11 protein-coding genes are annotated in these 11,604 nt (G+C 61.5%); all 11 read right to left on the bottom strand.

Features of this window, described 5'->3' with window-relative positions; genetic code table 11:
• Positions 1 to 60: 60 nt before the first annotated feature.
• The 11 genes from CAQU_RS01400 to hemE all read right to left on the bottom strand — a co-directional run bounded on the left by CAQU_RS01400 (position 61) and on the right by hemE (position 11,526).
• Positions 61 to 678 carry a dTDP-4-dehydrorhamnose 3,5-epimerase family protein gene (locus tag CAQU_RS01400; protein WP_075724593.1) on the bottom strand — a complete coding sequence of 206 codons (618 nt, stop codon included), beginning with the start codon at positions 676 to 678 and terminating at the stop codon, positions 61 to 63.
• A gap of 83 nt (positions 679 to 761) precedes the next feature.
• Entirely contained in the window at positions 762 to 1,790 is a 1,029-nt protein-coding gene (locus CAQU_RS12540) for a chymotrypsin family serine protease (RefSeq protein ID WP_157108846.1), read from the bottom strand.
• Positions 1,791 to 2,080: 290 nt separating this feature from the next.
• A complete protein-coding gene (locus tag CAQU_RS01390; protein WP_075724589.1) occupies positions 2,081 to 2,875 on the bottom strand; it encodes a chymotrypsin family serine protease in 795 nt (264 codons plus the stop codon).
• A gap of 256 nt (positions 2,876 to 3,131) precedes the next feature.
• Positions 3,132 to 4,037, bottom strand: coding sequence for a c-type cytochrome biogenesis protein CcsB (gene ccsB, locus CAQU_RS01385; protein ID WP_075724587.1), 906 nt, complete (start codon positions 4,035 to 4,037; stop codon positions 3,132 to 3,134).
• A 15-nt stretch (positions 4,038 to 4,052) separates the two neighbouring features.
• Positions 4,053 to 5,594, bottom strand: coding sequence for a cytochrome c biogenesis protein ResB (locus CAQU_RS01380; protein ID WP_075728228.1), 1,542 nt, complete (start codon positions 5,592 to 5,594; stop codon positions 4,053 to 4,055).
• 99 nt (positions 5,595 to 5,693) lie between these two features.
• The gene (locus tag CAQU_RS01375; protein ID WP_075724584.1) at positions 5,694 to 6,482 is read right to left on the bottom strand and encodes a cytochrome c biogenesis CcdA family protein; all 789 of its coding nucleotides are present in this window, start codon (positions 6,480 to 6,482) and stop codon (positions 5,694 to 5,696) included.
• A complete protein-coding gene (locus CAQU_RS01370) occupies positions 6,479 to 7,045 on the bottom strand; it encodes a TlpA family protein disulfide reductase (RefSeq protein WP_075724583.1) in 567 nt (188 codons plus the stop codon). Before CAQU_RS01370 ends, CAQU_RS01375 begins: the two co-directional genes overlap by 4 nt.
• 38 nt (positions 7,046 to 7,083) lie before the next feature.
• Complete coding sequence (locus CAQU_RS01365; protein WP_075724581.1) at positions 7,084 to 7,593, bottom strand: histidine phosphatase family protein; 510 nt, start codon at positions 7,591 to 7,593, stop codon at positions 7,084 to 7,086.
• Positions 7,594 to 7,681: 88 nt separating this feature from the next.
• Positions 7,682 to 8,989, bottom strand: coding sequence for a glutamate-1-semialdehyde 2,1-aminomutase (hemL, locus tag CAQU_RS01360; protein WP_075724579.1), 1,308 nt, complete (start codon positions 8,987 to 8,989; stop codon positions 7,682 to 7,684).
• Between the two features lie 99 nt (positions 8,990 to 9,088).
• Positions 9,089 to 10,456 carry a protoporphyrinogen oxidase gene (locus CAQU_RS01355; RefSeq protein ID WP_075724577.1) on the bottom strand — a complete coding sequence of 456 codons (1,368 nt, stop codon included), beginning with the start codon at positions 10,454 to 10,456 and terminating at the stop codon, positions 9,089 to 9,091.
• 23 nt (positions 10,457 to 10,479) lie between these two features.
• Entirely contained in the window at positions 10,480 to 11,526 is a 1,047-nt protein-coding gene (gene hemE / locus CAQU_RS01350; protein WP_075724575.1) for a uroporphyrinogen decarboxylase, read from the bottom strand.
• Positions 11,527 to 11,604 lie beyond the last annotated feature (78 nt).

Genomic DNA, 11,604 nt, shown 5'->3' with positions numbered 1-11,604 from the left:
CTAGGGGCTAGCCAAGCTGGGTGTAGCCCCTCCCCCACCCTTGCCGGCCAGCGGGGTGGGTTAGGCGCCGGCTTGCTCGTTGGCGATAACCCACATGTCTTTCCACAAGGAGATAGTTTCCTGGAGATCATCAATGTGGGGCAGGGTGGCCGCGGCCAGGGTGGGGGCATCCGCATCAGCTGGGGTGAGGTGGGCCTCGGCCGGGGCGATCGGCCAGTCGATCCCAAGGGCGGCATCGAAGGCGTTGAGAACGAATTCTTCCTCCGGGTCGCGTTCTTCGCTATCGAGGTGCAACACCGTGGAGTCTTCCAGCGCTAAAAAGCCGTGGGCATACCCCGGCGGGACGAAAATACTTTTGGCATTGTCGGCGCTGAGTTCGACGGTGGCGTGTTGGCCGAAGGTGTCGGATCCTTCGCGCACATCAACCACGACGTCGACAATCCGCCCGGCAACACAGGTCAGATACTTGGCGCGGGGGCTTAGGGCACTGGAGTAGTGCAGGCCCCGAATGGTGTGTGCGGTGGAGGTAGAGACCACGGCCTGCTCCAGGGAGAGGGGAAAACCGGTGGCGGAGGCAAAGCCGGTGGTGGAAAAGATCTGAGTAAAACCACCGCGCCCATCGGGCGCGCGGTGGGGCGTGTGGATAAAAACGTCGCTGAATAGTTTCAGGGGGTGCATGGGCCCCAGTCTAGGCGGGCCGGCATGGCTGGACGTGGCGGATGCCCCGCCAGGTGCGGGGACGGCCGGCGGCAGAGGGGGGTTTAGTACAGGATGGTCAACCCCAGGTAGTCGACGATGGCTTCCAGCGAGGTGGCATAGGCCTTGGTCGCATGGGCCGAATAACCATAGGAAGTCATCCCAATGGGGCGGTAGCTGCCGTTGATTTTGGCGTACACCGGGCCGCCGGAATCCCCATGATCACTAATGCCATAGAAATTGATGACGCTGCCGCGCTCGAAACCGATAAAGTCCCCACAGCTCATCCCGGAGCGGTATCCAAGCTGGCAAATCGTGGGGTTGTATTTGGGCAGCACACTAGACCGCATCGGCGTGCCGGCAACCTCCGGGCGGAAGGGGGACGTGCGGTACGGGGCATTACCCGCGTCGATGAGCCCATAGTCGCGGGAACCATCGCGGGTCTGGTAGCTGATGAGCATGCGCCCAAAAGGAATAGCGACGGGGTGGCCGCGCTGCGGATCGACGGCAACATAGCCGAACAAGTCACCGGGGCTGCCACAATGCCCGGCGGTGAGCACCTCCCGGTGATGGTTGCGGATGACAATAAACCCAACCGAGCACGTAGTGCGGCGGCTGAGGTTAATAATTTGCCCGCCGGGGGTAAGCATGCCGGGAGTACTCAGCACCCGCCAATTGCGACTGTCCCGATAGATGGCGTCGGGGTTGGGCTGATAACGCTCGGCAGCATCCGGCTGAGGTACAACCTCCGGGACGACGGTGGGTTCTGGCACAGGCGCCGGTGTGCTGGTGCGGGTCGCAGGCACAGGAAGGGGTGCAACTGTTGGGGTGGGCAGCTTGTCGGGCTGGGCACCAGGCGGCACCGGGCGGGCAGGCCGAGGTGTGGGCTTTACACGAGACAGCGAAGGAGCCGGCGGGGCGGGCTTCGCGCGGGTAGGCGCAGGCGTCGGCCGGGCAGGTGCAGCGGGTGCCACCTCGCGGGGCGCCTGATATCCGGGGCCGGGCGCGTAATCATCGCCATCGGAGGACGAGGATTGGGCATAAGCGGTTGTAGGGGCCGCCAACAATGCTGTGAGGATAACAGTGGTCAGCATTTTTCGCGCCATCGTGGGTCCTTCGCACGGGTACTTCTTCAAGTGGAAAAACCACGGCGCTGCCCAAAACCCGCGGCACACCGTAGTGTAGTTTCCCCGTAGAACTTATGCTGTTCGAACCATCTCATCCAAAAAATGCAGGCCACAAACACTTGTCAGCCGCAAACACAAACACCCCGACGCGCCCACAAACACACACGCTGCAGGCACACAGCTAAAGGTTCGCGAACACATCGGGGTGCGATACAAGAGGGCTGTCAAAAGCAACAGCCACCCCCTACAGGCGGGTATTAGTACAAAACGGTCAACCCGAAGTGCTGCACAATCGGCGCCAACGGAGTAGCAAACGATTGGGTAGCGCGGGAAGTGTAACCATAAGAAGTCATGCCGACGGGGTGGAACTTGCCATTAATCAGGGCATACACCGGGCCACCAGAATCACCATGATCAGCAATGGCGTAGTAACGAATGACGCCACGGCCCTCAAAGCCAATGAAACCGCCACAGCTCAACCCAGAACGGAACCCCAAACGGCACACCGGCGGGTTATAGCGTGGCAACGCGCTCACCGCGAGCGGCGCACCGGACTTACCCTGCTTAAACGGCGAAGCCAGATAAGGGGCATTGCCCGCATCGATCAGACCATAAACCGAGGCATAGTCCGCGGTCTGATAGCTAAACACCATCCGGCCGAAAGGAATCACCGACTCCCGTCCCGTGTTGGGATCCCGCCGGAAATAACCAAACTCATCGCCCTGATTGCCACAATGCCCGGCAGTCAGCACATAACGGCGCCCATCCTTAAGCACCATAAAGCCAACCGAACACAGCGAACCCTTGGTGATATTGACGATCCTTCCACCCGGCATCAACCCGCCAGGAGCCTCCAAGTGCGCCCAGTGCTCACTATCGCGATAAATATCGGTGGGATCCGGACCGCGCGGAACCGCCGGGGCGGCCGGCGAGGTGATGTACCCAGGCCCGGGCTGATAGTCGCCCACCCCAGCAGAAGACTGGGCGGCCGCCTCCGGGGCAAGGGCCACCAACGCCGCCACAGCCAGGGCAGCAACTTTTTTCCAACTCATAGCGCAAAGGCTCCTCACGCGTTACAGCAGATGATTTTCACAAAGTTAAGCACGAACCTCACAGCCCAAAACAACGGGTGACTCCGAACGGGGATAGCTACTGTGACAGCTGTGCCACCAGCAAAGTGGTGTGACCACCACAGGCCCTCAAGCGGCTTAAAAACCCATACGATGGGCTGCTTTTTTCGTACACATACTCAGACGCACAAAAGCCCCCCGGGAGTTACACCCGAGGGGCCAGAAAGCCAAAAATCGCCTAATTCAGTCCAGCGTAAGAATGCAGACTGGACACAAACAGATTCACCGGCAACAAGTTAAACAACATGCCAACAAAAGCCAACACATTGATCCACGCAACCGTAGTCTTCTTCCAGCCAGTCGTGGCGCGGGCATGCAGATAAGCCGCATACAGCAACCACGTCACCAAGGCCATCGTTTCCTTCGGATCAAAACCCCAGAAACGACCCCACGCGGCCTCCGCCCAAATCGCCCCCAAAATGATGCCCACACCAAACACCGGCAACGTCGCCACCGCAGTACGGTAGGCAATCGCATCCAACTTCTCCGCCGTCGGCAAAGGCGCAGTGAACTTCTTCATCTTGGCATTCGAGGAGCTACGCATAATGAACAAAATGCTGGCCACCGAGGACACCAAACCCAAGCCGGAACCAATCGAAATGATCGACACGTGCACCGGCAACCAGAAAGAACGCAGCGCAGGCACCACCGGCGCGGACTCCGCATACAGCTTCGTGCCGCCATAAAACATCAACAAAATAACCGGGCCCAACACCCACGCCCACAGGATGCGGAAACTGGAACGCGCAAAAATCACGGCCGCCACCGCCATCGACAACAGCATCGTCAACGAGATGTACTCGTACAAGTTGCCCCACGGGAAACGACTGACAGACATCCCACGCAACACCACCGACGCGGCGTGGACAATAATGCCCAACCACACCAACGACTGGGTCATGCCGGCAAACTTATTCGCCTTCGCCTCAATAGCACTGGCGTCCTTGCCGTGGTTTTTCGCCTCAATCGCGGCGGCACTGCGCATGTAATAAATAACGCTCAGCACCATCGCCAAGGCATAAATGACGATCGCAGTGCGATACGCCAGGTCTGAAAAGTTCGCCAGATTAGTATCGACGGGCACGGTAACTCTTTTCCCCTACTTTTCGGTGGGTTGTTCGTTGTGGGACTCTACCCCAGAAATCTGAGAAGCGAGACGTTCGAATTCCTCACCCCAGCCGGCAGCGTCAGTACGCGACAAACCACCCATCGCAAAGCTGCCATCAGGGTAGGCGCGAACAAAGATACGGCGGCGCTTAATCACCACAGAGGTCACCAAACCACCCACCATCGCCAAGGAAGCAAGCAACACCCACACCTGGGTGGGGTCGTGGCTGATCTGCAAATTCACGAACTCCTTCGCCCCATCAAAAGTGACCACCGTGCCATCATCCAAGGTCACCGATTGGCCCTTGGTCAGATTCACGCGATCAATTTTTTGCAACGCACCCGAATGCAGCTGCGCCATATCCAGGGCAAAAATGTTCTGCCCCTTACCGCTATCAAGCCCCACGTCACCGCGATAAATATCGACCGCTAACGCCGGATTCGTCATCGCCGGGTACACCGATGTCAACAACGCGCCCTTCTCCCCCGTGAACTGGGCCGTCGGGGCAAACAAACCCTGAATAGCCAACTGGTTCTGGCGCCGCTCATACGGATCCGGGAACATCCCGGCCGGCGGATCAAAACGCAACACACCACTGGACAAAAACGTCGTCGCATCATCCGGGCGGAACTGAATGGTCTGAGTGCGAGACTCCCCATCAGGCCACGTCACCGTCACCGTCGGCGCGAAACCATGGCCCTGCAAATAAATCCGATCGCCATCCAGACGCAACGGATGATTCACCCGCAAATCATAGGTATTCCACTGCTCAACGGGGGCGAAAACATGATCCCCAGAAGCATAAGAAATATGGGAGTTAAACTGCTCCGCCTGACCATTAGGCAGATAATCCGCCTTGAAATCATGCACGTCCACACAAAACGGGGTGAGGTTCGTGCCATCAAACAACGCACCCGCCCGAATGTCGTCATAGTTGGCCACAGCAGTGTTACAGAACTGGGAGTTGCCCGCACCAGCAACCACAATGACCTGGCCTTCGTAATACACCAGCTTGCCCAAACCCATGCTGGCGAGAATGCCCACGATTCCCAGGTGGAACACCAAGTTACCCAATTCGCGGGTGTAGCCCTTCTCGGCGCTCAGCGAGAACGCACCATCGCGGTCATCCTCCGGGGTGCTGATGGTCTTCTTCCACCCCTTCAACCCGCGGGCAGCATCCTCAATGAAAGCCTTAGCGTCCACCCCTTCTGGCAACTTGCCGCGGGTGTGGTGCGGCAAACGCGCAAAGTTTTTCGGCGCCTTGACCGCCGGCGAACGCCACGCACGGTAGTGCTCCACCGAACGCGGAATGATGCAGCCGATCAAGGAAATGAACAACAGCACATAGATCGCGGTGAACCACTGGGAGGAAAACACGTCGAACAGCTGCAGCCGATCGTAGATTTCCGCAATCTTGCCGTTGTTGTCGATGAACTCCTGAACCTTGGTTTGGTTCAGGGAGCGTTGCGGAAGCAGCGCCCCGGGAATAGCCCCGAGGGCCAGCAGAAACAGCAAGACCAGGGCCGTGCGCATGGAGGTCAGCCAGCGCCAACCGAGTTTGAGGTAGCGGAGGATCACGATGTCTAAAAAATCCTATGTTCCGAGGTGGGAAGACAAGGGGTTGGCTTGATTCTAAATGGAGGCCGCGCCACTGGTGACAGACCACTGGCGGGCAAGGTCGATGACGTTACCCCACAAACCTGTGAGCAATGCCAGACCAACAGCGATCAGCAGAATCCCGCCGAGACGCTGGATGGTTTTACTGTGCCGGGCCAACCACTCGATGCCACGCATCGCCCGCACGGAACCGGCCGCCGCAATCAGAAACGGAATACCCAGACCCGCGCAATACGCCACAATCAGCGCCACCCCGCGGGCAGCAGTCGTGCCGGTCGTGCCGGCCGAAATCGAAATGATCGCCCCCAACGTCGGCCCCAAACACGGCGTCCAACCCAGCGCAAACACCGCGCCCAAAAGCGGCGCCCCCACCCAGGTCGACAGTGTCGCCGGATGGAAACGGGCTTCCTTCTGCAAAGCCGGGATCAGCCCCATAAACGCCAACCCCATCACGATGGTCACCACCCCACCAATCCGGGTGAGAGTATCGGCGCCCAGCGCCAAGGTGGAGATCGCCCCGAAAACAGTGGCGGTGCCCAGCACAAAAATCACCGTAAAACCGGCCACGAAAAGCGCGGCCGCCCCGATAACTTTGCTGCGCCCGGACTTTTCCACCAGGGCGTGCCCGTCGCGGTAGCTGACACTACCGCCAACAATGCTGGCCAAATAGGACAAATAGCCGGGCACCAAGGGAATGACGCAGGGGGAAGCGAAGCTCACCAAACCGGCGAAAGCGGCCGCCAGCAGCGCTAGGAAGATAGGGCCTTGGGCGGCCGTGTCGGCGAGAGTATGTCCGATGCTCATAGCAGGGGTTCGACAACCTCGAGTAGTTGCTTGGCGGTGATTTCTTGCAGGAATACCGCGGCGGGGCGGTGCTGTTTATCCAACACGATGGTGGTGGGCACCACGCTGGCGGGCAGCCCACCAAGTACCGTGGCGGTCTTAAACGGCGGGTCGTAGATGTTCGGGTAGGTCAACCCGTTGTCTTTCACCCAGTCCTGTGGCTGGCTGATGTTGTAGTCCCGCACGTTAATGCCCAGCACGGTGCCGCCACGATTGACGATGGCTTCCTGCACTTCCTGCAGGTCATCGGTTTCGGTGCGGCAAGGCCCACACCACTGGCCCCAAGCGTTGAGGACCACCACTTGGCCGTCAAAGTCGGACAAGCTGATCGTCTTGTTGGGGTCGAGGAGGTCTTCGCCAGTGAAGTTCGGGATCGGCTGGCGTTCGTTGTCGTCATAGGTGATGACGGTTTTGCCGCCTGGCGCGTAGAACCGGAAGGTTTTGTTTTCCGTGTTTGCGTCGCTGCTGGAACAGCTGGCAAGCAGCAGGCTAAGGCCCACAATGAGGCTGATTGTTCGCCGCATGCGTTCCTCCTTGCAGTGGTGGGTGGGTGGGGTTACCGCTAGTGACTGTAGCTGGTGTGGATGATTTTTTCGTCTTGCATGACCACACTGGTCACAGAAGCTGGGGCAACGAGCTTGGTGAGCCGGGGTCGTGGCCCGAGGCTGTTGCGGATGTGGTGTCGCACGACGGTGATGGTGCTGGGGTGGGAAAACAGCACTGCTTCGTGCCCGTCGGCTTCCAGGTGGGCGCGTTCGACCGCGTCCATCACCCGGTTTAACACGGCGTGAAGCGGTTCGGCCCCAAAGGGGGAGGCGAAGGTTTTCGCCCACGCGGACTGTGGCTGCTGGACACCCAGGTGCAGCATGAGTCCCTCGTCGATGCCTACCGTCAGCCGGTGGGTGCGGGCGACGGTGTGTGCGAGCTGCTGTGCTTGGCCTTGGGGGCTGGCTGCCACGTAGGTGATGTCGTGGTCGGCGAAGAGTTTCGGCAGACGCGCCGCCGCGGCGGGCGGGTCGGCGGGGTCGAAATCCTTTGGGGTGGCGACGAGGTGAATGATGGTGTGGGTCACGTAATAGCTTTTTGGGCGTGAGGTGTCCAAAAGCCCCCGTGGACGAGACGAAGTGAGGTCCAGGGGGCGTGGATGCGGCTGTGGGGTTCTACTTGCTTGCTTGTGCGGCGGCTTTCGCTGCCGGCACGAGTGCTTTTTCAATGGTAGCGAAGTCGTCGTCGGTCAATGCGCTGGATACGAACCAGGTTTCGAAAACGCTGGGCGAGACGAACACCCCGTGGTCGAGGAGGGCGTGGAAGAACGGCGGGAATCGCCAGGTGTCGGCCGACTGCATGTCGTCGAAGTTGTAGCCTTGGCCGTCGGCAAAGCGGATGGAAAGCATGTTGCCGGCGCGCTGAATGTGGTGGGCAACACCCTCACGGGTTAGGGCGGCGGTGACGAGCGCGTCAAGCCGGTCGGCGTTGGCGTTGCAGGTCGCATAGACCTCGTCGGTGGCCAGTTTCAGGGAGGTCAGGCCGGCGGCGACTGCGACGGGGTTTCCGGACAGGGTGCCTGCCTGGTAGACCGGGCCGGTCGGTGCGAGCTGGCTCATGATGTCTTTGCGACCGCCGAATGCGGCGGCCGGCAGGCCACCGGAGACGACTTTGCCGAAGGTGGTCAGGTCGCCGGCGACCCCGTCCAGGCCGTACCAGCCTTGGCGGTGGACGCGGAATCCGGTCATGACCTCGTCGAGGATGAGCAGTGCGCCGTGGGCGTGGGCGATGTCTTTGAGTTTTTGGTTGAAGCCGTCGCGGGGGGCGACCGCGCCCATGTTGCCGGCGGCGGCTTCGGCGATGATGCAGGCGATTTGGTCGCCGTGTTCCGCGAAGGCGGCTTCGACGGCGGCGATGTCGTTGTAGGGCACCACCAGGGTGTCTTTGGCGACTGCGCCGGTCACGCCGGGGCTGTTGGGCAGCGAGTAGGATGCCACGCCGGATCCTGCGGAGACTAGCAGGCTGTCCACGTGGCCGTGGTAGCAGCCGGCGAATTTTAGGACCAGGGGGCGGCCGGTGAAGCCGCGGGCCAGGCGCACTGCGCTCATGGTGGCTTCGGTGCCGGAGTTGACCAGGCGGACTTCTTCGACGCTGGTGCGGCCCACGATTTCTTGGGCGAGTTCGACTTCTCCGGTGGTGGGGGCGCCGAAGGACAGGCCGCGGGCGGCGGCGCGTTGGACTGCTTCGACGATTTCGGGGTGGGCGTGGCCCATCAGCATCGGCCCCCAGGAGCAGAACAGGTCGACATAGGTGTTGCCGTCAACGTCGGTGAGCTGGGAGCCTTTGGCGTCGCAGATGAAGCGGGCTTGGCCGCCGACGGAACCGAAGGCTCGCACCGGGGAGTTCACCCCGCCTGGGGTGACCGCTTTGGCGGTCTCTAACCAGTGTGCGCTAGTGGAAACGTTGGCTGAGGTCGGCTGCATGATGCTCCTTGGGGATGTGAACGTGGTGTGAGAATTCGGGGGCGTTGTGGCGGTGTGCTGAACACCAGGCTGAAAAGCCTTAGGTTTTTCAACCTGGGGCTAGATGAGGGTTTTGGCGGCGGCGCGGGCTGAGGCAATCACATCGGGCACGCCCACCCCGTGCGCCCACGCACCGGTGGCGGTGATGGTGGGGGTGTCTTCTAGGGCGGCGGAAATCCGGGCCACCCGGGCGAGGTGCTGCTCATCGTAGCGAGGCAGCCCGCCATACCAGCGCTGCACGAAAATGTCGGTGGGTTCCGCGGCGCGCCCATCGAAACCGATGACGGTGTGCACGTCATCCAACGCCAGGTCCACCAATTCGTCTTCATCAGCGCGGGTGATGGCGTCGTCGCCGAAGCGGCCGAAGCTGGCGCGAATCAGGGCGCCGCCGCGCTGGGCGAGGTGGGGCCACTTGTTGCTGGAGATGGTGAACGCTTTCGCGGTCACTCCTTCTGCGTCGGTGGCGACAAGCACCCCGGAGTTGTCGATCAGCGCGCTGGCGTCGGCGAATCGCAATCCCACCACGGCGCTGGATGCCAGTTTGATGTCTTTGAGTTCGGCGGCGGCTTTCGGGTTGACTCCACCGATAAGTAGCGCTGCCGTCGGTGCGGGGGTGGCGATGAGCACCCGGTCGTACTCCCCTTCCCCGCCTTTAAGCGTGTAGGTGCCCTGCGGGGTGCGGGTGATTCCGGTGATAAAAGCGTCGATGTAGATCTCCGCGCCGCTGCGCTCGGCGAGGGTGTCGTACAGTTCGGCATAGCCGCCGGGGAATGTCCCGAACACCGGGGTGTCTTCGTTGCGGGGCGGCCGGGAGCTCAGCACGGCCTGCACTGCGGTGGACAGGTAGACCGGCCCGCCGGCGGCGGCTTGGGCGTCCAAAGCGCCTGCCAGCGCCGGCACTGTGGCCCGCAGCCCCAAATCGTCGGCGGTGCAGCTGTACACCCCACCCAAGAGTGCATCGATCAAGTGGGTGACCAGATCCCGGCCGAAGGTGTCGGCTACCAGCTGTCCTAGGGAGACGTCCTGGCCTTCTTCCCAGGAAATGCCCGGGCCGGAGGTTTCCTCATCGATGGCGCGCGCGGTCTCTGGGGACACGAGGTGGGCGACCGGGGCGCTGGTGGCGGGGATCCCCATCAGGGTGTCGGCCATCGGCATGGGATGCAAGGCACCGTCGACGTACACGGCGGGTTTCGCCGTCGACGGGTAGACGCGCTCCAGTCCGAGTTCGTCGAAAAATTCCCGCGCATCGGCACGGTAGTTTAAGAACGCCTCGGCGCCCATATCGACCGGGCCGCAGCTAAACGGGACGGTAAAAAGCTTGCCGCCGATGCGGTCGCTGGCTTCAAAAACGGTGACGTCTGCGTCGTCGCGCAACTCGTATGCGGCGACAAGGCCGGCCAGGCCGGCACCAATGATGGCGATTTTCATGGCGGTGAAAGTGTCAGCTCTTCCTACATGCTGTGCACGGTGGCTACCGCGCGGGTGATGGCGTCAGGATCGGTGGTGGGCAACACGCCGTGGCCGAGATTAAAAATGTGCCCCCGGGCGGTGCCGTTATCGATAGCGCGACGCGCCTCGGCAACAATGCGCGCAATGTCGGCGTCGACCGCGTCCTGGCCTGCGAAAAGCAGGGCTGGATCCAGGTTACCCTGCAACACCAGCGGCTCGTCGAGGCGCGCAGCGGCCGCATCCAGCGGGGTGCGCCAATCCACCCCCAAAATATCGGGGCCGGCTTTCGCCATCAGGGGCAGCAGCTCCCCGGTGCACACCCCGAAGTGGCTGCGCGGCACCTCGGTGATGGCGGACAGGATCTCCGCACTGTAGGGCAGCACGTGCCGCTCATAGTCGTGGGGGGCAAGGTAGCCGGCCCAGGAATCGAACAGCTGGATGGCGTCGACACCGGCGTCGACCTGCTGGCGCAAAAACGCGATCACCGTCGGCGTCAAACGCTGCATCAGCGCGTGCCAGGTTTCCGGGTCGGAATGCATCAACGCTTTGGTGCGCTCGTGGTTGCGGCTCGGACCACCTTCGACCAGGTAGCTGGCCAAGGTAAATGGGGCGCCGGCGAAACCGATCAAGGCGGTCTGGTCATCCAACTCGTCGACGATTAGCTCAATACCCCGACTCAGGGCGGTGATGTCTTCCTCGAGCTGTGGCAGGTTGTCCACATCCGCGCGGCTGCGCACCGGCTGCGCGATTACAGGGCCGGTTCCCGCCACGATTTCCACATCAACCCCGGCCGCTTTCAACGGCACCACGATGTCGGAAAACAGGATCGCCGCGTCAACGCCGTGGCGGCGCACCGGCTGCAGGGTGATTTCCGCCAGCAATTCGGCGTCGAAGCAGCTGTCCAGCATCGCAATGCCCTCCCGCACCCGGCGGTATTCGGGCAGGGAGCGGCCCGCCTGCCGCATGAACCACACGGGGGTGTGGCGGGGCTTTTCGCCGCGGGCGGCGACGAGGAAGGGCGCATCGGGAATGTGGCGTCGGGTACTCATGCTGGCCAATTATGCCGGAGTATCCATCCTTAGAAAACGTAGGTGCACCTTAATGCGGATTTGTTAAAACCATCTTTA

The organism is Corynebacterium aquilae DSM 44791, from assembly GCF_001941445.1.
Lineage (GTDB): Bacteria > Actinomycetota > Actinomycetes > Mycobacteriales > Mycobacteriaceae > Corynebacterium > Corynebacterium aquilae.
Note: the sequence above shows the minus strand (reverse complement) of the source record. Positions and strands in the feature narration are given on the sequence as shown.

Bases quoted from the DNA above. Each gene is read 5' to 3' on its own strand.
- CAQU_RS01400 (WP_075724593.1), bottom strand. From the start codon at position 678: ATGCACCCCCTGAAACTATTCAGCGACGTTTTTATCCACACGCCCCAC.
- CAQU_RS12540 (WP_157108846.1), bottom strand. From the start codon at position 1,790: ATGCTGACCACTGTTATCCTCACAGCATTGTTGGCGGCCCCTACAACC.
- CAQU_RS01390 (WP_075724589.1), bottom strand. From the start codon at position 2,875: ATGAGTTGGAAAAAAGTTGCTGCCCTGGCTGTGGCGGCGTTGGTGGCC.
- CAQU_RS01380 (WP_075728228.1), bottom strand. From the start codon at position 5,594: ATGCGCACGGCCCTGGTCTTGCTGTTTCTGCTGGCCCTCGGGGCTATT.
- CAQU_RS01375 (WP_075724584.1), bottom strand. From the start codon at position 6,482: ATGAGCATCGGACATACTCTCGCCGACACGGCCGCCCAAGGCCCTATC.
- CAQU_RS01370 (WP_075724583.1), bottom strand. From the start codon at position 7,045: ATGCGGCGAACAATCAGCCTCATTGTGGGCCTTAGCCTGCTGCTTGCC.
- hemL (WP_075724579.1), bottom strand. From the start codon at position 8,989: ATGCAGCCGACCTCAGCCAACGTTTCCACTAGCGCACACTGGTTAGAG.
- CAQU_RS01355 (WP_075724577.1), bottom strand. From the start codon at position 10,456: ATGAAAATCGCCATCATTGGTGCCGGCCTGGCCGGCCTTGTCGCCGCA.
- hemE (WP_075724575.1), bottom strand. From the start codon at position 11,526: ATGAGTACCCGACGCCACATTCCCGATGCGCCCTTCCTCGTCGCCGCC.